The following is a 21,126-nucleotide window of genomic DNA, read 5'->3' as shown; positions in this document are numbered from 1 at the left end:
AGTGCTTATATAAGCCCCTTCATTACTAAAAAAATTATTAATAGAACAGGCCATCCCTCAGAATGGGATGGCCTGTATTTGTATTACAAAATCAATTATTTATGATAAGGCTCCCCCCGATTAATCCGGAACGCCCGATAAATCTGCTCCACCAGCACCAGCTTCATCAGCTGATGGGGATAGGTAATCCTTCCGAACGAAATCTTCTCATTCGCCCGCTTCATTACCTCATCACTCAGACCCAGAGATCCGCCGATGACAAAGGCCACTTTGCTTTTTCCGTAGGTCGCGAGCTGATCGAGATTTTTTGCCAAATCTTCTGACGAAATCAGCTTTCCTTCAATCGCCATGGCAATGACGTGGGCGTCCTGAGGGATTTTGGCCAGGAGGCGGTCGCCTTCTGCTTTTTTGACGAGCTGCATTTCCTGGTCACTCAGGTTTTCGGGTGCTTTTTCGTCCGCCACTTCGACAATGTCGATTTTTGCGTACGGTCCGAGCCGCTTTACATATTCGTCAATTCCCATTTTTAAATACTTTTCTTTCAGTTTGCCAACCGTTACAACTAAGATATTCACAGGGGAAAACTCCTTTTATAAACAACTTATCCACAAAAGTTATCCACATATGCACAAAATCTATCCACATTTAGTATAGGATCACTCGTTCGATACTTTATATATGGCTGTTTTATCGCAATATGTACAGATTGTTGCTAACTTTTCGTTTTCTGTTAATAACTCCAGGTTCGGATAAATTTCCAATTCATCGATCAATTCGTCGATTCCGATATCCACATGTTCATCACAGCAATATTTCTTCAAAATCATTCTCCTTATCCACAAGATACTCTCCTCGTATTTTAACACAAAGCGCACCTTCGCTATTCTCTTGTTTTATTCGACAAAAAAAATCAGGAGAAGGCTCTCCTGATTTTCTTATGATGATTTTTGCATCGCCAGTTTCACAGTGACGTTTTTCTTTTTGCCTTTGCTGTAATAGGTAATATCGAGTTTGTCTCCGACCTTTTTCTTGTAGAGCGCTTTACGAAGCTCTAGCGGAGATCCGATTTTCTTGCCGTCAAATTCTGTGATCACATCCATCTCTTTAATGCCTGCGCGGTCAGCTGGTGACAATGGTTCAACATCCATGACCACGACTCCTGAGTTCACGCTGGATGGCAGCTTCAATGTGGTTTGACGGTGGTAGCTGCTGACCTGTGACAGCGGGATCGGTCCTACACCGAGGAACGGACGCTTCACTTCGCCATACTTCTCAAGGTCGCTAATGATCGGCTTTGCGGTATCGGCAGGGATCGCAAAACCGATTCCTTCTACTTCCTCCTGGGCGATCTTGCTGGAATTGATGCCGATGACCTGTCCTGCAACGTTGATGAGAGCGCCACCGCTGTTACCAGGGTTGATCGCTGCATCGGTCTGGATGACTTCCGCCTGCCAGTCCGGGTTGCCGTCTTCATCAATATCGACCGGCATCGTGCGGTCGGCGCTGGAGACAACACCCTGTGTTACGGAGCCTGGGAACGTACCGAGCGGGTTACCGATCGCAATCGCCGGTTCACCCGGCTTCAATGAGCTTGAGGAACCGAATTGTGCGACATCCTTCACTTTGCTTCCGTCCACTTCCACCACCGCCAGGTCCATCAGCGGATCGGTTCCACGAAGTGTTCCTTTCAGCTTCGTTCCGTTGCTCAAGGTCACTTCGAGACGGGAGGCATCTTTAACCACGTGATTGTTCGTAACGATGTACGCTTTTCCGCCTTCTTTTTTATAAATAACGCCTGAGCCCGAACCGGCGGCCTGCTGCTTTCCGCCCTGGTTCCAGAATTGGCCCTGCTGGATGTTCAGGACCTCCACTACGGCATCTCTTGTTTTCGCGACGGCATCTGTCACATTATCGGTGACATTGACCTTCACGTTTTTCGTTATGCCGCTTTCTTCTACTCCTCCATTATTGTTGTTGGAACTGGAGTAATTCTCAGGCAGCAGCCCCATGCCACCGAGAGCTGGAACCGAAAATAAGATTAGCAGTCCGCCAAGGATGGCACCCACAAGGGCAGCCAGCAAAAAACCGCCGCGGTTTCCTTTTTGCCTTTTGGAACCGGATTCATGATCATCATCGTAATAGCCCATTTCCTGCTTCACCGTTCCTTTCACGAGTATAAAAAGTGCTGTAATGTATACTTAATTATAAAAAATTAGCACCACGGCTTAAAAATTATGGGTAATTTTTCACACTTTTCCACACTTATGTTATTGCCCTATATTCTTGTGCTTAAACAGAAAAAAACCGACTAAACCAATACAAGTTCAGTCGGCTCTGCGGCATCCGTATGATGAAGTTGAAGATCATCACCAATCACAAATCCCTTGCTTTCAAGCGTTTGCTTTACAGCCAGGTGGGCAATGTCCTTCATGTTGTTGTCTTTACTTAAGTGAGCCAGATAGATGCGCTTTGTGTGGTCGCCGATCAAATCGTTAAGCGCATAGCCGCAATCTTCATTGGAAATATGCCCGTGATCGCCCAAAATTCTTCGCTTAATGTTCCACGGGTAGCGGCCCATCATCAGCATGTTGATGTCATGGTTTGACTCCATGACAAAGGCGTCACTGTGCTTTGTGATACCCTTCATACGGTCGCTGACATAGCCGGTATCCGTCATGAGCGTCAGCTTCTTCCCCTCGTGATGGAACACGTAGAACATGGGCTCTGCTGCATCATGGGACACACCAAAGGATTCTACCTCCAAATCACCGAACGTCTTCACGCTCTCCATTTCAAACTCAAACTTTTGCTCCGAATCTACTTCACCGATCAATCCGTTCATCGCTTTCCACGTTTTGGCATTGGCATAGACCGGCAGTTTATACTTTCTTGCCAGCACGCCAAGCCCTTTAATGTGGTCGCTGTGCTCATGGGTGACAAGAATGCCGTCAAGCTGGTCCAGCTCACAGCAGCCCGCCTTTTCAAATAAGAGTTTCATCTGCTTTGCGCTCAAGCCGGCATCCACTAAGAGACGGGATTTCCCCGTTTCCACATAAATCGCATTTCCTGTACTGCCGCTTGCCAGCACGCTAAATTGCAAACTCATGAAGTATAGTCCTTTCTATTGTCCTTTGTCCACTTCCTGTACCGAGCTGTCTGTAGCATTGACGAAGTAATGGTCATTTTGGGTTTCAATGGACCAGGTCGGTGCATACACCTGCACATTTTCCACGTTTGCCAGACTATAGTAACCAAGGACAATTTTTTCAATTTTATCACCGATTGACAAATAGTTGTTTCGGTAGAGTTTCTCGATGGCCTTCATTGGCGGTATGATTTCCTGTTTTGTACCCTGCCGGTAGACCGAGATAAACGTTTGAGTGTACCGGGTCAGGTAGCCTTTGTCATTCCATTCGAACATCACCATCCCGCTCGGACGGCTCGAATCGTCTTCGGTATTAAAGAATATCGGTTTTCCCTGGTACACCTGAGTGAACCAGATTTTACGATTCTTTGTATCTTTCTTATAAAACTGGTATTCGTTGCCGCGGTACACGTTATCCTTCAAAAATCGGCTCACATCGCGGGTCAGGTCATCCTTATCCAGCTCCACCGGCTTCTTCAGGTCAAAAATAAGCGTGGTATCCGTGCTGTTCTTGTTCAGCTTGCTTGTCTTCGCCTTGATCTCGTTTTCCGAGAACGGTGCCCGCTGTCCGCTGATGAGCGTCTGCTTATCATCATAGCTATTTGGAAGGCTGTCTTTGTATTTGATGTTGTTGTCTTCGAGCTGCTTTTCAAGCGTCGGATTAAAGATCGTATCCAGTTTGCTTTTCGCCAGTTTTTGTGACAATTGATAGCCGAGGAAGATGTTCAAAATCAAGAACGTTAAGATAAAAATGGTTTTTGTTTTTTTCCAATCCATCAGTTCTCTCCCCCAGGCTTACGACTGTCATGAAACAATGGCTGCCAGTCATGATTGGGGCCGTAGTTCACAAACCACGCAGGCTTGAGCATGTACACGTTGTCCTGACCCTTCTCATGGCTCATGTCATATCCCACGGCCAGTTTGTTGACAAGGGACATGTCATATTCCTTCAGTGCCGCTTTGATCTGTTCGGCCCCCTGCAGCCGGACCTCTTTCGGCTTAAATGAATTCTCATCGATCACAAGCTCGGCCATGGACCGCTGATAATCATTCAGTTCATTGTTTGTCCAGTCCAGCCGCATCTCCATATTGCCTCCAATGATCGGGATTCCCCTCACAAAAGGAAGAAAGGCTACAGACCCGCTCGAAGGGTCCAGGTTATAGAAGAAGTAAGGATTTCCCCAGCCCGCATGGTTGTTGATGAAGTCGACACTGTTAAACAGCGGGCTTCTCGTTTGCTGGGTAATGTCCTCATCCGGCTCCTGGGCGAAATTCGTATACTTGATGCGGTTGCTCGTGCGGTTAATTTCGAGCGCCGAGTTTTCATCCGTATAATAGTCGCCGGTATTTCCGCTTTTCACCGTACTTGGATCCGGAAACAGCGCATTTTTGTACCGGTCGATCGTATCTTCATTCACTGTGCGTGCCAAATAACTGTAGGAATTCAGCGTGAAACTGTGTTTAGGAAAATAGAAACGGCGGGCCACTTGTGCTCCTTCATTCGTTCCGCTTTCCACATTAAATGGTTCGTATTCCAATACACCTGTTTTCGCATCATTGATGATATTTTTCAGCGAATCAAACGGGAAGGTCGTGCTGGCCGTAATCATCTTTCTCTGAGAATAGGAGATGATATGGGCTTCCACCTCATTGGTATCTTTCTTGTAAAAGATCACCCGGTCCGCTGTAGGAATGGCGAATGAACCTCCCGATGAAGCCATGTTGAAAATCTGGCTGTAAAGATCCGACGTCATGTCTGTCGGATAAATCACTTCGATGTATTCCTTTTGCTTCAATTGATCATCCACCCCGTTAAACGGGCGGGTTTTTGTGTCAAAGAACTTCGTGTTATCAAGCATCTGGTTGATGCGCGAGATGAATTTGTCATTGGCCGGCATTCCCCGGTACGAATTTTTGTCGTAAAAAATGACCTGGCTCGGACGAATCACATCCGTCACTTTCTTCGTATCCGTCACCTCTGCTTTTTTCACCGTACGGGTGTCCTCAATTGCCGCATAGTTGGGCTTCAACGTCCAAAGGCTCCAGGTAAGAACAAGGCTCAGCGCGATCAGAAATACAAGCACGACCGACTTAATCACTTCAAAATTCTTGTAGACTGACTTTACGACAAATTTAATAGCGTTGTAGATTTTTCTCCACGTCATGTGTTACTCCCCCTTTACCTTTTTTAAAGGAAGGGTAAAATGGATCGTCGTTCCCTGGCCCCATTCACTCTCAGCCCAGATGTCCCCGCCGTGGGCGAGCACAATTTCCTTGGTAATCGCAAGGCCGAGGCCTGTACCCCCTAAGTCTCTGGATCGGGCGCGGTCCACACGGAAAAACCGGTCAAAGATCTTCGACACGTTGTTTTTCGGAATGCCGACCCCCTGGTCCGAAATGCTTACTTTTATTTTTCTGCCGTGAAGGGAGGCCGATACCGAAATCGTGCCTCCTTCAGGCGAGTATTTAATCGCATTCGAGATGACGTTATCAACCACTTGTGTCATCTTGTCGGTGTCGATCTGTACCATGATTTTACGCTCTGGCAGGTTCCTTATAAAGCTGAGGTGCTCGTGCTGCAGCATTTCAAACCGGTCGATGATGTCCTGCAAAAACTGGACAAGATCGGTTTGAACAAAATTAAACTTGTAATCTTTGCTGTCCATTTTGGAAAGCTGCAAAAGGTCGGTGACCAGGCGGATCATCCGCTCGGTTTCATTTTGCGTAACCTCCAAAAAGCGGGGAGCGATGTTCTCATCCTGCCATGCCCCTTCAGCCAGTGCCTCGAGGTAACTCCTCATGGTGGTCAATGGTGTACGCAGCTCATGGGATACGTTAAACACGAATTCTCTGCGCTCGTTTTCAATCTGCTCCTGCTCGGTAACATCATGCAGAACCGCGATCAGACCGTTAACCGGTCCGCCTTCCTTCTGGATCACGGAGAAATTCGCGCGCAGTACGTAATGAACCTTGTCTGTGCTGAAATCTAGCAGCATGCTCTCATATTCATTGTACAGCTCGTCCCACGTATACTGGTCGTTCAGCCGGAGCAGCTCCAGCAGGGAATTGCCAAGCGCATGCTGACGGGAGATGTTGAGCATCTCCTCGGCTCGGTCGTTCATAAGGATAATGCAGCCATCCCGGTCGGTGGCGATTACACCGTCGGTCATATACGTCAGGACCGAACGAAGCTTTCGCCTTTCGCTCTCGGTAATGGCGGTCGCTTCCTGCAGCTTTCGGGTCAGGTCATTGAACGTCATGGAAAGCTGACCGATCTCATCGTCGCCATAAACCTGCACCTTACGCGAAAAGTCACCCCGCGCCATCACCAGCGCCTGCTTTCGCATATCGGCCATCGGGCGTGTAATCGTCCGCGCAAGAAAAATACCGAGTATCGCGGTTATTACCAGGGCAATAACGGTACCGGTCGTCAAAATTTTATTAATGTCACTGATTTGCTTATACACGCTCTCGATCGATGATTTGACATAAATCGCGCCAAGAACCTGTTTGTTCTTGTCCACCTGCTGATCCTTGCCGACAATTATGGGCTTGGCCCAGACAATGACCCGCTGATTCGTTGCCTTGTCATACATCTCGGATTGATCCTGGGTCCCGTTTAATGCCAGCTTGATCTTGCTGTTCGTGCTGACCTGGCCAATCAAATTTTTGCTGTCGCTGCCAATGACCACCCCGTCTTTGTTCAACACAAGAACGGACTTGATGTTCTCATCCTTGGTCTCATTGATCAGCTGGGCAATATCCGTTGTCAGCGTGTTGCTGTTGCCATCTTCTGTCGTTTCCTTCATCTGCTGGGCATCAAGAATCTTCTGCTCCGCATTGAACTCAAAGAAATCCAGATTGTTTTTTAACGCACTGATGTAGTTTTCCTTTAAGTTGTCTTCAAGATTGTTGATGAAGTAAACGCTGATGACCTGCATCGCGATCAAAATGAGCAAAACATAGATCAATACAAACTTAACGTGTATTGATCTGAAAAAGCCTACCTTATCCATTTGTCTACTCCTGATCAGGGTTTCGTAAGTAATAGCCCACGCCGCGTCTCGTTATAATCCAAAGAGGATGGCTTGGGTTGTCTTCCACTTTTTCACGGAGACGGCGGACGGTTACATCCACGGTCCGGACATCGCCAAAATAGTCGTACCCCCATACAGTTTGAAGCAAATGCTCCCGTGTCATGACTTGTCCAATGTGCTTGGCCAAATAATACAGAAGCTCAAACTCCCGGTGTGTCAGCTCAATGGATTCCCCGCGCTTGGTTACCAAATACGCATCCGGATGAATGGTGAGCGAGCCAATGATAATCTCATTGTTGTTATCATCCACTTCACGCTCTGTCTCCTGCTGATGGCGGCGCAGGTTCGCCTTCACACGGGCGATCAGCTCACGCGTGCTGAACGGCTTGGTCACATAATCATCGGCCCCAAGCTCAAGACCAAGAACCTTATCAATCTCCGAGTCTTTCGCCGTCAGCATGATAATCGGCGTATCGTACTTTTTCCGGACCTCACGGCAAACTTCCATTCCATCCTTCATCGGAAGCATGATATCCAGAAGAATCATGTCCGGCTTTTCACTCTCTATCTTTTCGATCGCCGATACACCATCATACGCACAGGTGACCTGGAAACCTTCTTTCTCCAGATTGAACTGCAGAATATCTGCAATCGGCCTCTCGTCATCTACTACAAGAATCTTTTTGTCCATCCGGTAGTCGCTCCTTTTTTGGAAACCGTTAATTTTTAGTATCTATATAGATCTATGGATTGGATAATTTTTGGCATGTCTACCCTTTATTTTACCACAATATCTAAATTCTCCATAACGTCAGACTTCTAGGTAAAATGGAATAATCCTCCTTTTCTTTAAGGAGGACGGTTTTATGGTTTCTCTGTCAGACGGAGAGCCAAATCCTCTTTTTGGACATAAACCACCAGTACTGAAATAATCAGCAGAAGTATGGCCGGCGTAAGCACCTGATGGAACGCGTAATGCACAACCGGCACGGCCAAAAAGGTCACCAGTCCCGCTACCGTCAAGCTCCTGCGCACCGCAAAAAGAACAAGAAACAGGACCGCTGCAGCCGCGGCAATCCGCCAGTCAAACACAAGAATTCCGCCGATAAAGCAGGCGACGCCTTTGCCGCCATGAAACTTCAGGGTGACCGGCCACAAATGCCCCACAATCACCATAAAAAAGGATGCCAGCTGAAGGGCGGGGGAGAAGCCGAATGATTTGGCGAGCTGCACCGCGGCTGCGGCCTTGATCAGATCACCGGCAAGCGTCAGTACAAAGCCCCACGGCCCAATGACGCGACCTGCATTCCTTGCGCCAATATTGCCGGTGCCTTCCTTCCGAAGGTCAATCCCCTTTAGCCATTTGGCCACCAGATACCCCGTCATGATGTTGCCGATGAAATAACAGCCCACCACGTACAGCACAATGTACACCGTCCCCATGCCTGTCATCCTTCCGTGCGTATCTTTTCTTCTTCCTATTCTATGGGCGAGGCCCGCTGCACGTGTAAATATTAAAAAAATGTAGTAAAAAAGCATGCAGAACGGTAGCTGCATGCCTCTTGTGTCATGATTGTTTTAGGAATAGTAAATTGTTTTGCAAGTAAAATGGTGGCTCGAGACGGAATCGAACCGCCGACACGAGGATTTTCAGTCCTCTGCTCTACCGACTGAGCTATCGAGCCAAAATTTAGTATTTCTGTCCGTCGGTTTCCTGTCTCTTCCTCTACTAGTGGAAGCTGACGTTGTGTATCCGTCGAGACAACTCGCTGCCTTTTCACGATGCATTGCTCGTGACTGAGCTATCGAGCCAAAAATGATTACTGTGTCTCTTCCTCTACACGAAAATCTTTGATGTGTATCCGTCGAGACAAATCGTAGCATATTCAAGCTGTAACGCTCTTTGCTACCGAGCCAGGATTTAGTATTACTATGTGAAAAAATGGCGGACCCGACCGGGGTCGAACCGGCGATCTCCTGCGTGACAGGCAGGCATGTTAACCACTACACCACGAGTCCAGTGAAACAATCTATATTAAAGAGTAGTTTTTCTTACAAATTTTTTCTATGAAAAACACTTGGTATTTTTATGAAATAAAAACACTTGGTATTTTTATGAAATAAAAACACTTGGTATTTTTATGAAATAAAAACACTTGGTATTTTTATGAAATAAAAACACTTGGTATTTTTCTTCGAAAAATACTTGGTGACCCGTACGGGATTCGAACCCGTGTTACCGCCGTGAAAGGGCGGTGTCTTAACCGCTTGACCAACGGGCCACTTTGTAAGAAAATGGTGAGCCATGAAGGACTCGAACCTTCGACCCTCTGATTAAAAGTCAGATGCTCTACCAACTGAGCTAATGGCTCTTATTGTTATTCTGTCCGTTGGTACCCTGTCTCTTCCTCTACTAGTGGAAGCTGACGTTGTGCGCCTTTTCGGCTGCAAAGTGGTTTTAACACGACAAGAGTTATCTTATCATCGTTTTATATCATTTGGCAAGCTGTTTTTTAAAAAAATAGTAGAAAAATGTATTTTTTCTTTTAAAAGCAGGGAAGAGGGGGCTGAACATGGTTTTGGCTCCCCGAAAATTGATTTACTGGCCAGTGTTGAAAATTTACTGTCCAAACCTGGATTATGTCAACTACGCTTCATCACAAAAAACAAAAAACCCGGCCTCCGCATCAAAACGGAGCGCCGGGCTCATTAAATTAGAACAATCAAACAAACACGCCGCGGACCATGTTGGTCTGGCTGCGGTCTGGGCCAACAGAGAAGATGGTTAACGGAATACCGGTAAGCTGGGAAACACGCTCTACGTAGTGACGGGCGTTTTCCGGAAGATCGCTTAGTGTTTTCGCGCCTGTGATATCTTCAGTCCAGCCAGGAAGCTCTTCGTATACAGGCTCACATTGTGCAAGAACTTTAAGGCTCGCAGGGAACTCGTTGATCACTTCACCTTTGTACTTGTACGCCACACAGATCTTCAATGTCTCAATGCCTGTAAGCACATCGATGGAGTTAAGAGAAAGATCAGTGATCCCGCTGACACGGCGTGCATGGCGAACAACCACAGAGTCAAACCAACCGACGCGACGAGGACGTCCTGTAGTCGTACCGTATTCGCGGCCGACTTCACGGATTTGATTTCCGATTTCATCAGTTAATTCAGTAGGGAACGGGCCGTCACCCACACGGGTTGTGTAGGATTTGCATACACCGACAACGTGATGGATCTTGGATGGTCCCACACCAGAACCGATGGTAACTCCCCCGGCAATCGGGTTGGATGAAGTTACGAAAGGATAAGTACCCTGGTCGATATCAAGCATTACGCCTTGTGCGCCTTCGAAAAGTACACGGCGGCCTTCATCAAGTGCATCGTTAAGAACAACGGAAGTGTCGCAAACATATTTGGCAATCTGCTGGCCATATCCATAGTATTCTTCAAGAATTTCCTCTTTCGTAAATCCTTCAGACTCATAAATTCGTTCAAACAAGCGGTTCTTTTCAGCAAGGTTGCGCTCAAGCTTCTCTTCGAATACTTCCTTGTCCAAAAGATCCGCGATACGGATGCCGATACGAGCGGCTTTATCCATGTATGCCGGCCCAATCCCTTTCTTGGTGGTACCGATCTTGTTTTCGCCTTTGCTTTCTTCTTCAAGCACATCAAGGCGAAGGTGATATGGAAGGATAACATGCGCACGGTTGGAGATTCGAAGATTTTCGGTGTGGACGCCAAGATCATGCAAGTAAGCAAGCTCTTCCACAACCGCTTTAGGATCAACAACCATACCGTTACCAATCACACAAACTTTATCATCATAAAAAATTCCGGACGGGATCAAGTGCAGTTTATATTTCTTACCGTTAAATACAATAGTATGTCCAGCATTGTTACCACCCTGATAACGGGCAACAACTTCTGCTTTTTCAGAAAGATAGTCGGTAATTTTTCCTTTACCTTCATCTCCCCATTGTGTTCCGACAACGACTACGGATGACATTACGCCAGCACCTCCAAATAATCTTAAAAAACACTTTAATTTGCTAGTAACTTAAAAATCCATGATTAGTTTATCAATTATATAGGCAAAAGTCAATAAAACACGAACATTTTAAAATATTTACAGTTAAGCCGTTCGGTTTTGCGTATGAAACAGCAAAAAGGAGGATGGCTGGCAGCCATTTACCCGCCAAAACCCCATTAAGGTAGGGTTAACTAGCACCACAGAAATCACCCACAGCAAAAAAAACAGACACCCTCTTACTTGAGAGTGCCTGTAAATCAACAATTTTATGCGCCGGGCGGCATACTGCTTTCGTCATGCCGGCGGTCAAGATTGACGAACTTGTTGTATTCTTTGACAAACGCCAGCTCAACCGTGCCAGTCGGGCCGTTACGCTGTTTGGCTATAATGATTTCGATGATATTTTTACTTTCGGATTCTTTGTCGTAGTAGTCGTCACGGTACAGGAACGCCACGATATCGGCATCCTGCTCGATACTTCCGGATTCACGGATATCCGACATCATCGGACGCTTGTCCTGACGGGATTCCACGCCACGGGAAAGCTGTGACAGGGCAATGACCGGCACCTGCAGCTCACGGGCGAGCGCTTTAAGGGAACGGGAGATCTCGGATACTTCCTGCTGGCGGTTTTCGCCCGCTCTGCCGTTCCCCTGAATGAGCTGCAAATAGTCAATCAGAATCATGCCAAGGCCTTTTTCCTGTTTAAGGCGGCGGCATTTCGAGCGGATATCCCCAATGCGGACACCAGGTGTATCATCAATGAAAATTCCGGCTGCTGACAGGCTTCCCATGGCCATCGTCAGCTTCTGCCAGTCTTCCGGGAGCAGGGAGCCTGTACGAAGCCGCTGGGCGTCAATATTGCCTTCCGCACACAGCATACGCATGACAAGCTGCTCCGCACCCATCTCCAGCGAGAAGATAGCGACATTTTCTTCCGTTTTGGTGGCGACGTTTTGCGCGATATTCAGGGCAAACGCCGTTTTACCCACGGAAGGACGGGCGGCAACAATAATCAAGTCATTTCGCTGAAATCCTGCGGTCATCCGGTCCAGATCGTTGAAACCGGTTGGAATTCCGGTAATGTCCCCTTTGCGGTTATGCAGCTGCTCAATATTATCATAGGCAGCTACCAGTACATCTTTTATGGAAATGAAGGCACCGCCGTTTTTACGGTTGGCTACCTCCAGAATTGTCTTCTCTGCTTCATTTAGGACCGCTTCAACCTCTTCTTCACGGGCGTAGCCATTGGCCGCAATTTCGGTCGCTGCACGAATCAAACGGCGAAGAAGGGATTTTTCTTCCACGATCTGGCTGTAGTAATCAATATTGGCCGCGGTCGGTGAGCTGCTTGCAAGGTCACTTAAATACGAGACACCGCCGATTTCATCAAGAAGCTTCCGGTCGGCGAGAGCGGCTGTTGCCGTCACAAGGTCGACAGGTTCCCCTTTTTCCGATAAATCGAGCATCACCTGATAAATACGCTGATGGGAGGCACGGTAAAAATCATCCGGGATCAAAATTTCCGAAGCGGTAACCAATGCTTCCGGCTCCAGGAAAATAGCGCCCAGGACCGCTTGTTCAGCCTCTATGTTCTGTGGTGGGATGCGATCAACAAAAAGATCACTCATCATTCTTCCTCCTGGTAAGATCTTTTGCCATTTTTGGCAAGAAGACCCTGATTACAGAAGAATGAGACCGGTCAGTTCCGGTCCCATTGGCTTTCTGTTTATGCTTCAACTACATGTACTTTAATCGTTCCTGTCACTTCAGGGTGAAGTTTTACAGGTACGTTGGTATATCCCAACGCTTTAATGGGATTCGAAAGGTCAATTTTTCGCTTGTCAATGGTGACATTCAATTTTTTCAAACCGTCTGCGATCTGTTTGCTCGTAACCGATCCGAACACTCGGCCGCCTTCACCGGCTTTAGTTTTGATTTCAACTTCCATTTTCTCAAGCTTTTCTTTGAGCTGCTTGGCATCTTCCAAAGCGGCTGCTGCTTTTTTCTCTTCGCTTTTCTTTTGGCCTTCTACCACAGAAAGGGCACCTTTGGTAGCTTCTGTAGCAAGATTGTTCGGCAATAAGTAGTTGCGGGCATACCCTTCGGATACGTTTTTAATTTCCCCTTTTTTACCTTTTCCTTTTACATCCTGAAGAAAGACTACTTTCATTCTTCTTCTCCCCCTTCGAAGTATTCATCGATGACCGCTTTTAATTTGGTCTCTGCACCATCGAGCGTTTCATTTTCAAGCTGGCAGGCTGCGTTGGTCAGATGGCCGCCGCCGCCAAGCTGTTCCATGATCATCTGGACATTCACTTCCCCCAGTGAACGGCCGCTTATGCTGATTTTTTGGTCGTGTCGCTTCGCAATGACAAACGAAGCGGTCACATCGTTCATCGACAGCAAAATATCCGCTGCCTGGGCAATCATGACCTGGCCGCATTCCTCACCAGGCTCTGCTTTTGAAATCACAACGCCACTCTTATAGGATTTTGCATTTTCAATAAGTTTTGACCGGGTCTTATAGGTTTGAAGGTCTTCCTTCAAGAACCGCTGAACGAGGATGGTATCCGCGCCGTGAGCCCTTAAATAGGAAGCTGCATCAAACGTCCGGGAACCGGTCCTGAGCGTAAAGCTTTTCGTATCCACAATAATCCCTGCAAGCAGGGCTGTCGCTTCGAGCATACGCATTTTAAGCCGCTTCGGCTGATATTCCAGAAGCTCGGTCACAAGCTCTGCGGTTGAAGAAGCATAAGGCTCCATATAGACAAGAACCGGATCTGCGATAAACTCTTCTCCACGGCGGTGATGGTCAATAACCACCACATGGTCAAGCTTGGAAAGCAGGCGTTCTTCCATCACCATGGACGGCTTATGGGTGTCCACGACCACAAGGAGGGTGCCGGCTGTAGAAATTTCAAGCGCTTCTTCCGGCGTAATAAAGTGCTTCCAGAGAGAATCGGTTCCCTTGATTTCATTCATCAGCCGCTGAACACCAGTATCCAGATCAGACGTATCGAGGACGATATATCCTTCTTTTCCGTTAACCTGCGCCACTTTTAAAATTCCCATGGCAGAACCCATGGAATCCATATCGGGGCTTTTGTGCCCCATGATGATCACTTTATCGCTGTCGAGGACAAGTTCGCTTAACGCATGGGAAATGACCCGTGCCCTTACCCGTGTACGTTTCTCCACCGGATTGGTTTTTCCGCCGTAGAAGCGCACTTTTCCGTTTTGCTGCTTGATCGCCACCTGGTCACCGCCGCGGCCAAGCGCAAGGTCAAGACTCGATTGGGCCAGCTGGCCGAGTTCAGGCAGCTCGACCGGACCGGATGCCACACCGATACTCAATGTGAGAGCCACATTTTCTTTTGAAGTGGCATCTCTTACTTCATCCAGCAATGCGAACTTATTTTTTTCAAGCTCATGTAAAATCCTTTTGTTGAAGACGGCTAAAAAACGCTCGGAAGAGGTGCGTTTTAAATAAATTCCATGGTCGGTTGCCCATTTGTTCAGAATGGAAATAACTTTGGAGTTGATTCTCGAACGGAACTGGTCATCAAGCCCCTGTGTAACCTCTTCATAGTTATCAAGGTAAATGAGGCCAAGGCAGGTTTGCTCTTCCTCATACAGATGTTCAACTTCAAGCTGTTCCGTTACATCAAAGAAATAGAGAAGGCGTTCTTCTTTTTTAAAATGCACTTCGAATTTTCTTGATTTTAAATTCACGATTTCTTCCCGTGCATCACTTTTAATAAACGGCACCAGGTCCTCAGAAATAAGATTCAGGGAATGGCCGATGAACGCTTCTTCCCCGACCCAGGCTCCCATGAACGGATTGGCCCATTCAATTTTGTAATCTTCATCATACAGAATGATTCCGATCGGCATTTCCATCAATGCTTCTTCTCCGACCTTTTTAATACGGTGGGATAGCGTGGAAATATAATCGCCAAGGTCCTCCTGGAACGAATTCTCGGCCCGCATCATCAAATAGAAGATCGCGCCCAAGACTACAAAACTGACAGCCCCGAGGACCCACTGGTAGGACATGATGATGATCACTAAGAGGACCGATATGACACACAAGGCTATCTGTGGATAACCATGCCACCGTTTTAATAAAAACTTAGGCATACTTTCAGCTCCTACTGTCTGGTATTTATCCGTTTCTTTATTTCGAACCCTAAGTCAATTATACCTAAGAATTTAACGACTTCCATAATAATCGGCAGAATGGAGGAAGTAAATATTACTAACACAGATATAAATACGGGAACGGCCTTGGGCCAGCCCTTATTTTTGGCATAGCTAAAGATAACGGTAAGACCCTGTACGACAAGTACAAGAGTCAATATGATAAATAAATTGATCATTAGGATGTATAATCCAGACCCTTTGTCCATCTTTATAAAAGAAAGCAAAAGGGCCAAAATGTAATACCACAAAAATGATCTTGGAAACGACCAGTCGCGGAATGGCGGAAATGGCCGGTAGTCGAACCTCATTCTTTTTAACACAAGGGCAGCAAGCCATTGGGTAATCAGGGTGACTGCAATCGCCCCGATGATAATCGCCGTCGGCAGCATGTACGGGATCATGGCCACCTGCTCCCGCATCTGGTCGAGCTGGGGGGACAGATCCTGGCCGCTGTCTTTATAAAACTTGGATGCCTGGTCAATGACACTGGTAAACTGCTTTTGAGCATCCTTTACGATATCAAGGTTCAAGAGAAGCTTTGCAAAAACCAGCAGCATCAGAAAATTAAAGACGCTGGCAAGGCTTCCGCCCAAAAGGACACCAAATGCAGATGTCTTCCTCTTATACAATTCACCCATTATAATCCCCATGAGACCGGATGAGAACGCATAAATAAGTCCTGCTGTTCCTCCCATCACAAAGGATAATACGAGCGTAACCGCCCATACGAGCAGACCCGGCTTCCATCCATGCTTATATGCAAACAGGATGATCGGAAGCGGCAGTAAAAAATATGTTAATATGCTGATAATCGGCACATTCAGACTGATTAGCATAAGAATAATGTAAACGCCAGCCATTACAGCTCCGTCTACGATGGTTGATGTTTTCCGCAATTGGTTCACCTCTGGCTTTATTGCCTACGGTCCTTATTGTAGTAAATTATTTGCTGTAAATCCAATGATATTCATTAGCTTAACCCTATCTTGCCAAATCTAACATGCACATCAGTATCTACCTTATCATGATGTCCTTTATAATGGAACTGGGACTAGCCAGCTAGTTTACAAACCACCAGGAAAGAGGAGGAGATCTCATGGAGCTAATTGTATATTTGGCAGGACAAATTCATGACGACTGGCGCGAAGAAATCAAATCGCAAGCAAGGGAGCGGGAACTTCCCATCACCTTTGTCGGTCCGATGGAAGACCACGAGCGGTCGGATAATATCGGGGAAGAAATCCTTGGTAAACAGCCCAATGCCGTTTTGAAGGACGAGGCCGCCTCGAGCATCAACAATCTCCGTACAGACATCCTGATCAAAAAAGCAGATGTCGTGATCGCCTTGTTCGGTGAAAAATACAAGCAGTGGAACACAGCAATGGACGCCGCTAGAGCCACTGCCCTGCAAAAGCCTTTGATCCTGATTCGTCCCGAGTCACTGCATCACCCGTTAAAAGAGCTTTCCAACCATGCCAGCCTCGTGGTCGAAACCCCGGAACAGGCAGTCAGAGCCCTCTCCTATATCTTTGAATCGTAATAAAGAAAAGCGGCAAAAATCCAATGGATTTGGCCGCTTTTTTTGTTGTTTCTTTACTCGTTGATTTCCGTTCCAGGATGCTCGCTTTTCCCGTCGGAGTCTCGCACCTTGCACTTCGATCAAAACTTTTCCAGTACAATTAAAAAACACAGCAAAGACTGATCTTTACCGTGCTTTTTAAAAACTGAAATTTATTCAGTTACATATGGTAGCAGCGCCATGAAACGTGCACGTTTGATAGCACGAGTCAATTGACGTTGATATTTAGCAGATGTTCCTGTCACACGACGAGGAAGAATCTTTCCGCGCTCAGATACGAAACGCTTAAGAAGATCCACATCTTTGTAGTCGATGTAAGTGATTTTGTTTACAGTGAAGAAACAAACCTTACGACGCTTTTGGCGTCCACCGCGACGTCCAGCCATGTTTATTTCCCTCCTTCTAATTGAGTTTTTATATGTTGCCGTTCAATGTATGTTTGTCTTAGAATGGCAAATCGTCATCAGAGATGTCGATCGGCGTGCCATCGTTGGCAAATGGGTCATCATTAAAGTTACTGCGCTTTTGGTTCTGGTTTTGGTTCTGTTGCTGTCCATAACCGCGGTCACCTGATGGCCCGCCAAAGTTGTTTCCGCCCTGGCTTTGGTACTGTTGTCCTCCGCCCGCATTCGCACTCTTCGGCTCAAGGAACTGGACACTCTCAGCCATAACCTCAGTCACGTATACACGCTGTCCCTGGTTATTGTCATAAGAACGTGTCTGGATGCGTCCGTCTACTCCGGCAAGTGAACCCTTCTTCAAGAAGTTGGCCACATTTTCAGCCGGCTTACGCCAGATTACACAATTGATGAAATCTGCTTCGCGCTCACCCTGCTGATTTGTAAATGTACGATTTACTGCCAAAGTAAAGTTTGCAACTGCCACACCACTTGGGGTATAGCGCAATTCCGGGTCCTTCGTTAAACGTCCAACAAGGATTACACGATTTAGCATTAGAACCTCTCCTTCAACGTTAAAAAATTATCTCTCGTCTGCAATTGTCATGAAACGAAGAACATCTTCGTTGATCTTCATAAGACGGTCGAATTCATTGATCGCTTCTACAGGAGCATTGATGGTCAATAGCGTGTAATATCCATCACGGTAGTCGTTGATTTCATATGCTAGACGCTTTTTACCCATTTCTTTCTCGTTAGCGATTTCCGCACCATTATCAGTAAGGATCGTCTTCGCTCTTTCTTTCACAGCTTTAAGAGCATCCTCTTCAAGATTTGGACGGACGATGTACATGATTTCGTACTTTTTCATTCCGGTCACCTCCTTTTGGTCTAAACGGCCCAACAATAGGGCAAGGAGTAAACTATCAACATTTCTATACAATCGATAATTAACTCACAATAATGAATTATAGCAAATACCCGTACAAAACACAAGGACATTCAAGGATTAATAGAAAAAAGGAAAAGCAAAAACGCTTTTCCTATCAAAAATCCACGATATTAAACGTTGAAACGGAAGTGGACGACATCTCCATCTTTCATTTCGTATTCTTTTCCTTCAAGACGCACACGGCCTTTTTCTTTGGCAGCCGCCATGCTGCCGGCGCTCATCAAATCATCATAAGCAACCACTTCAGCACGAATAAATCCGCGTTCAAAGTCCGTATGGATGATACCCGCACACTGTGGAGCCTTCATGCCCTTGCGGAATGTCCATGCACGCACTTCCTGTACACCAGCTGTAAAGTACGTTGCCAGCCCAAGAAGAGAATAAGACGCACGAATCAGCTGGTCAAGGCCTGCTTCCTGAATACCGAGCTCTTCAAGGAATGCACTCTTTTCGTCACCCTCAAGCTCTGCGATTTCCTCTTCGATCTTGGCGCAAATCACGATGACTTCAGCATGTTCGCGGGCAGCATACTCCCTTACTTTCTCCACATGCTCATTTCCGCCTTCCAACAGATCCTCTTCACTGACGTTTGCCGCATAAAGGATCGGTTTCATGGTAAGCAAGTGAAGGCCATATACAATTTTACTTTCTTCAGGCGTCAGTTCCACGCTTCTTGCCGGAAGTTCATTCAGCAATGCATCTTTAATTTTCAAAAGAACGCTATGTTCAGCGACAGCTTCTTTGTCTTTTGACTTCGCCAATTTTTCAACCCTGGCAATCCGCTTATCGACGGTTTCCATGTCTGCAAAAATAAGCTCAAGATTGATGACTTCAATATCATCAATCGGATCGACTTTTCCGGAAACGTGCGTGATGTTCTCATCTTCAAAACAACGAACTACCTGAAGGATCGCATCCACCTGGCGGATGTGAGAAAGGAACTTGTTGCCCAGACCTTCCCCTTTGCTTGCACCTTTAACGATACCGGCAATATCCGTAAATTCAAATGCTGTCGGAACCACTTTTTTAGGCTGAACCATCTCTGTCAGCTTGTGCAGGCGGTCATCCGGCACCTCAACAATCCCTACGTTGGGGTCGATCGTACAGAACGGATAGTTTGCAGATTCCGCGCCAGCCTGTGTGATGGCATTAAAAAGCGTCGATTTCCCTACGTTGGGAAGACCGACAATTCCAGTTGTTAAAGCCATTTATTCCACTCCTCATTGATTTCAATCATCATATATTTTGTCGTTCAGTTACTTGTTAGCACATCTTTCATCATTATAGGGTGTTGGCAGGCAAAAAACAAGTTATACAAAAAAGCAGAACCTTCGCTTGAGTACGTCGGTTCTGCTTTTTTTGTTCCACGTGGAACACAGGAAGTATCTTTTTATTCCTGGTTGGATACCAGGACCTTTTTCATTTTCTTCACAAAGTCTCTTCTGGGAATTAGAACACTATGCTGGCAGCCCAAGCATTTAATCCGGATGTCAGCCCCCATGCGGATAATTTTCCAACGGTTGGTTCCGCATGGGTGTGGCTTTTTCATTTCCACTTCATCATTCAAAAAGAACTCTTTTCCTTCCAAGTCCATCACTCCCCAAACGCTCTGCTTTTATATTATTTTATAGAGAAAACCACTTTGACACAATAACTATTATGTTTATTCATGTTCTGCAAGTGTTGTTTTATGATAAGAGACAAGCTTTTGAAAGGGAAGTTCAATGCCTTCCTCATCCAAACGGATTTTGATGGCTTTCTTCAGTTCTCTTGTTATTTTGAAGTGGGTCATGGGAAGCACTTCTGCTGTCACCCGGATCACGACTTCCGTTGCCCCGACTGACTGAATACCGAGTACTTCCGGCTCAGCTACCATTTCTGGATACTCGACGGTTTTTTGTTTCACGACTTCTTCAATGATGTCCTGGGCCCGGTTCACATCCTCTTCATAGGCAATACTGACATCCACAACAGCAATGCTGTTATTAATGGAGAAGTTCGTCACTTCTGTGATGGACGAGTTCGGTATGATATGAAGCTCACCTGTCCACTGTTTGACTTTCGTCGTTCTCAGCCCGATTTCTTCCACCGTACCTTCGAATGCGTTGATTCTTACATAATCCCCTACTGCAAATTGCTGCTCAAATATGATAAAGAAGCCGGTGATAATATCCTTTACCAGACTCTGCGCACCAAAACCGATAGCCAGTCCGACCACACCCGCTCCAGCAAGCAGTGCCTTAACATCAATGTTAAATTCGGTCAGCACCATAAGCAGCGCAATAAAATAAATAAGATAGGCAGCCACATTATCGAGAAGCCGGATCAGTGTATTTTCACGTCGCTCCGACATCCGCAACGGGCTTTTCATCCTGATTTTAAATATATTTGCGATGGTCGCCCTTACAATTTTAACAACGATGGCAGCCCCGAATAAAATAAGGACAATCTTCAGCACTTTCATGCCCAGGTTGATCCATAAATCGCCATTACCAACCTGCTTGTACACTTCCTCTGCCTGCTGGGCAATATTGAGTAGTTCCACTCCGCTCCAACCTCCATATAAATCTTAGCTATGCCTTAATGTACCCAATTTCGGTTGAATTTTCAACGATTAACACATCTTTAAAAGAACCATGGCTTAGAATCCGGAGGAAGGGGGTATAAAACATTTAACTAAAGGAAAGCCAAAAGGCATTACGGGACCAGAAGCACAGCCTGCTCCGACTAAAACTGAATCCTACTCGTTCTGGCGCGTTGAAAAAATGATGGCAG

At 46.4% G+C, this 21,126-nt stretch carries 22 protein-coding genes and 4 tRNA genes; 2 read left to right on the top strand and 24 right to left on the bottom strand.

Features of this window, described 5'->3' with window-relative positions; all coding sequences use genetic code 11:
- Positions 1-95: 95 nt before the first annotated feature.
- From rlmH to AS030_RS15510, 13 genes are all read right to left on the bottom strand, one after another.
- Positions 96-575, bottom strand: coding sequence for a 23S rRNA (pseudouridine(1915)-N(3))-methyltransferase RlmH (gene rlmH / locus AS030_RS15565; protein WP_061973160.1), 480 nt, complete (start codon positions 573-575; stop codon positions 96-98).
- Positions 576-656: 81 nt separating this feature from the next.
- Positions 657-821 carry a CxxH/CxxC protein gene (locus AS030_RS23130; protein WP_420889655.1) on the bottom strand — a complete coding sequence of 55 codons (165 nt, stop codon included), beginning with the start codon at positions 819-821 and terminating at the stop codon, positions 657-659.
- Positions 822-935: 114 nt separating this feature from the next.
- On the bottom strand, positions 936-2,147 hold the full coding sequence (locus AS030_RS15560; protein ID WP_061973158.1) for a S1C family serine protease: 1,212 nt from the start codon (positions 2,145-2,147) through the stop codon (positions 936-938).
- A gap of 161 nt (positions 2,148-2,308) precedes the next feature.
- Complete coding sequence (locus AS030_RS15555) at positions 2,309-3,106, bottom strand: MBL fold metallo-hydrolase (protein ID WP_061973155.1); 798 nt, start codon at positions 3,104-3,106, stop codon at positions 2,309-2,311.
- 15 nt (positions 3,107-3,121) lie between these two features.
- Positions 3,122-3,922 (bottom strand): two-component system regulatory protein YycI, encoded by an 801-nt coding sequence (locus AS030_RS15550; protein WP_061973153.1) that lies wholly within the window; start codon positions 3,920-3,922, stop codon positions 3,122-3,124.
- The gene (locus AS030_RS15545) at positions 3,922-5,310 is read right to left on the bottom strand and encodes a YycH family regulatory protein (RefSeq protein ID WP_061973151.1); all 1,389 of its coding nucleotides are present in this window, start codon (positions 5,308-5,310) and stop codon (positions 3,922-3,924) included. The genes AS030_RS15550 and AS030_RS15545 overlap by 1 nt, the downstream gene beginning before the upstream one ends.
- A 3-nt stretch (positions 5,311-5,313) precedes the next feature.
- Positions 5,314-7,161, bottom strand: coding sequence for a cell wall metabolism sensor histidine kinase WalK (walK, locus tag AS030_RS15540; protein WP_061973148.1), 1,848 nt, complete (start codon positions 7,159-7,161; stop codon positions 5,314-5,316).
- Positions 7,162-7,165: 4 nt separating this feature from the next.
- Positions 7,166-7,873 carry a response regulator YycF gene (gene yycF, locus AS030_RS15535; RefSeq protein ID WP_061973146.1) on the bottom strand — a complete coding sequence of 236 codons (708 nt, stop codon included), beginning with the start codon at positions 7,871-7,873 and terminating at the stop codon, positions 7,166-7,168.
- 173 nt (positions 7,874-8,046) lie between these two features.
- On the bottom strand, positions 8,047-8,625 hold the full coding sequence (locus AS030_RS15530) for a glycerol-3-phosphate acyltransferase (RefSeq protein ID WP_061973143.1): 579 nt from the start codon (positions 8,623-8,625) through the stop codon (positions 8,047-8,049).
- 166 nt (positions 8,626-8,791) lie between these two features.
- Positions 8,792-8,867, bottom strand: a tRNA-Phe gene (locus tag AS030_RS15525).
- A gap of 258 nt (positions 8,868-9,125) precedes the next feature.
- A tRNA-Asp gene (locus AS030_RS15520) sits at positions 9,126-9,201 on the bottom strand.
- 188 nt (positions 9,202-9,389) lie between these two features.
- Positions 9,390-9,464: transfer RNA gene (locus AS030_RS15515), tRNA-Glu, on the bottom strand.
- A gap of 14 nt (positions 9,465-9,478) precedes the next feature.
- A tRNA-Lys gene (locus tag AS030_RS15510) sits at positions 9,479-9,554 on the bottom strand.
- On the opposite strand from AS030_RS15510, the gene AS030_RS15505 reads away from it, so the two are divergent.
- A complete protein-coding gene (locus tag AS030_RS15505; protein ID WP_061973140.1) occupies positions 9,548-9,895 on the top strand; it encodes a hypothetical protein in 348 nt (115 codons plus the stop codon). The two genes, AS030_RS15510 and AS030_RS15505, sit on opposite strands and share 7 nt — an antisense overlap.
- Before the next feature lie 10 nt (positions 9,896-9,905).
- Here AS030_RS15505 and AS030_RS15500 read toward each other — a convergent pair whose 3' ends face one another.
- The 5 genes from AS030_RS15500 to AS030_RS15480 all read right to left on the bottom strand — a co-directional run bounded on the left by AS030_RS15500 (position 9,906) and on the right by AS030_RS15480 (position 16,318).
- Positions 9,906-11,192: an adenylosuccinate synthase gene (locus AS030_RS15500; RefSeq protein WP_061973137.1), complete on the bottom strand. Its 1,287-nt coding sequence runs from the start codon at positions 11,190-11,192 to the stop codon at positions 9,906-9,908.
- Positions 11,193-11,482: 290 nt separating this feature from the next.
- On the bottom strand, positions 11,483-12,847 hold the full coding sequence (gene dnaB, locus AS030_RS15495) for a replicative DNA helicase (RefSeq protein ID WP_061973135.1): 1,365 nt from the start codon (positions 12,845-12,847) through the stop codon (positions 11,483-11,485).
- 98 nt (positions 12,848-12,945) lie between these two features.
- Positions 12,946-13,389, bottom strand: a complete 444-nt coding sequence (rplI, locus tag AS030_RS15490) for a 50S ribosomal protein L9 (RefSeq protein WP_061973133.1) — start codon at positions 13,387-13,389, stop codon at positions 12,946-12,948.
- Positions 13,386-15,359: a DHH family phosphoesterase gene (locus AS030_RS15485; protein ID WP_061973131.1), complete on the bottom strand. Its 1,974-nt coding sequence runs from the start codon at positions 15,357-15,359 to the stop codon at positions 13,386-13,388. The genes rplI and AS030_RS15485 overlap by 4 nt, the downstream gene beginning before the upstream one ends.
- An 11-nt stretch (positions 15,360-15,370) precedes the next feature.
- Entirely contained in the window at positions 15,371-16,318 is a 948-nt protein-coding gene (locus tag AS030_RS15480; RefSeq protein ID WP_061973129.1) for a YybS family protein, read from the bottom strand.
- Between the two features lie 200 nt (positions 16,319-16,518).
- Here AS030_RS15480 and AS030_RS15475 point away from each other — a divergent pair, with 200 nt between their 5' ends.
- Positions 16,519-16,962 (top strand): YtoQ family protein, encoded by a 444-nt coding sequence (locus AS030_RS15475; protein ID WP_061973127.1) that lies wholly within the window; start codon positions 16,519-16,521, stop codon positions 16,960-16,962.
- Between the two features lie 191 nt (positions 16,963-17,153).
- On the opposite strand, the gene rpsR is transcribed toward AS030_RS15475, so the two are convergent.
- The 6 genes from rpsR to AS030_RS15445 all read right to left on the bottom strand — a co-directional run bounded on the left by rpsR (position 17,154) and on the right by AS030_RS15445 (position 20,815).
- Positions 17,154-17,387: a 30S ribosomal protein S18 gene (gene rpsR / locus AS030_RS15470; RefSeq protein WP_053356327.1), complete on the bottom strand. Its 234-nt coding sequence runs from the start codon at positions 17,385-17,387 to the stop codon at positions 17,154-17,156.
- A 58-nt stretch (positions 17,388-17,445) separates the two neighbouring features.
- Complete coding sequence (gene ssb, locus AS030_RS15465; RefSeq protein ID WP_061973125.1) at positions 17,446-17,955, bottom strand: single-stranded DNA-binding protein; 510 nt, start codon at positions 17,953-17,955, stop codon at positions 17,446-17,448.
- A 27-nt stretch (positions 17,956-17,982) separates the two neighbouring features.
- Entirely contained in the window at positions 17,983-18,270 is a 288-nt protein-coding gene (rpsF, locus tag AS030_RS15460) for a 30S ribosomal protein S6 (RefSeq protein ID WP_061973123.1), read from the bottom strand.
- A gap of 191 nt (positions 18,271-18,461) precedes the next feature.
- Positions 18,462-19,559 (bottom strand): redox-regulated ATPase YchF, encoded by a 1,098-nt coding sequence (gene ychF / locus AS030_RS15455; protein ID WP_061973120.1) that lies wholly within the window; start codon positions 19,557-19,559, stop codon positions 18,462-18,464.
- A gap of 182 nt (positions 19,560-19,741) precedes the next feature.
- Positions 19,742-19,939, bottom strand: coding sequence for a DUF951 domain-containing protein (locus tag AS030_RS15450; protein WP_061973117.1), 198 nt, complete (start codon positions 19,937-19,939; stop codon positions 19,742-19,744).
- A 75-nt stretch (positions 19,940-20,014) separates the two neighbouring features.
- The gene (locus AS030_RS15445) at positions 20,015-20,815 is read right to left on the bottom strand and encodes a mechanosensitive ion channel family protein (RefSeq protein ID WP_082635877.1); all 801 of its coding nucleotides are present in this window, start codon (positions 20,813-20,815) and stop codon (positions 20,015-20,017) included.
- Between the last annotated feature and the right edge of the window lie 311 nt (positions 20,816-21,126).

It is taken from the genome of Fictibacillus enclensis, from assembly GCF_001457035.1.
GTDB classification, from domain to species: Bacteria; Bacillota; Bacilli; order Bacillales; family Fictibacillaceae; genus Fictibacillus_C; species Fictibacillus_C enclensis.
Note: the sequence above shows the minus strand (reverse complement) of the source record. Positions and strands in the feature narration are given on the sequence as shown.

Coding starts and splice junctions, on each gene's coding strand:
- AS030_RS15475 (WP_061973127.1), top strand. CDS start 16,519: ATGGAGCTAATTGTATATTTGGCAGGACAAATTCATGACGACTGGCGC.
- AS030_RS15545 (WP_061973151.1), bottom strand. CDS start 5,310: ATGACGTGGAGAAAAATCTACAACGCTATTAAATTTGTCGTAAAGTCA.
- dnaB (WP_061973135.1), bottom strand. CDS start 12,847: ATGAGTGATCTTTTTGTTGATCGCATCCCACCACAGAACATAGAGGCT.
- AS030_RS15550 (WP_061973153.1), bottom strand. CDS start 3,922: ATGGATTGGAAAAAAACAAAAACCATTTTTATCTTAACGTTCTTGATT.
- rpsF (WP_061973123.1), bottom strand. CDS start 18,270: ATGAAAAAGTACGAAATCATGTACATCGTCCGTCCAAATCTTGAAGAG.
- rpsR (WP_053356327.1), bottom strand. CDS start 17,387: ATGGCTGGACGTCGCGGTGGACGCCAAAAGCGTCGTAAGGTTTGTTTC.
- walK (WP_061973148.1), bottom strand. CDS start 7,161: ATGGATAAGGTAGGCTTTTTCAGATCAATACACGTTAAGTTTGTATTG.
- ychF (WP_061973120.1), bottom strand. CDS start 19,559: ATGGCTTTAACAACTGGAATTGTCGGTCTTCCCAACGTAGGGAAATCG.
- rplI (WP_061973133.1), bottom strand. CDS start 13,389: ATGAAAGTAGTCTTTCTTCAGGATGTAAAAGGAAAAGGTAAAAAAGGG.
- AS030_RS15445 (WP_082635877.1), bottom strand. CDS start 20,815: ATGAAAGTGCTGAAGATTGTCCTTATTTTATTCGGGGCTGCCATCGTT.
- AS030_RS15555 (WP_061973155.1), bottom strand. CDS start 3,106: ATGAGTTTGCAATTTAGCGTGCTGGCAAGCGGCAGTACAGGAAATGCG.
- AS030_RS15505 (WP_061973140.1), top strand. CDS start 9,548: ATGGCTCTTATTGTTATTCTGTCCGTTGGTACCCTGTCTCTTCCTCTA.
- AS030_RS15560 (WP_061973158.1), bottom strand. CDS start 2,147: ATGGGCTATTACGATGATGATCATGAATCCGGTTCCAAAAGGCAAAAA.
- AS030_RS15500 (WP_061973137.1), bottom strand. CDS start 11,192: ATGTCATCCGTAGTCGTTGTCGGAACACAATGGGGAGATGAAGGTAAA.
- AS030_RS15485 (WP_061973131.1), bottom strand. CDS start 15,359: ATGCCTAAGTTTTTATTAAAACGGTGGCATGGTTATCCACAGATAGCC.
- ssb (WP_061973125.1), bottom strand. CDS start 17,955: ATGCTAAATCGTGTAATCCTTGTTGGACGTTTAACGAAGGACCCGGAA.
- AS030_RS15530 (WP_061973143.1), bottom strand. CDS start 8,625: ATGGGGACGGTGTACATTGTGCTGTACGTGGTGGGCTGTTATTTCATC.
- yycF (WP_061973146.1), bottom strand. CDS start 7,873: ATGGACAAAAAGATTCTTGTAGTAGATGACGAGAGGCCGATTGCAGAT.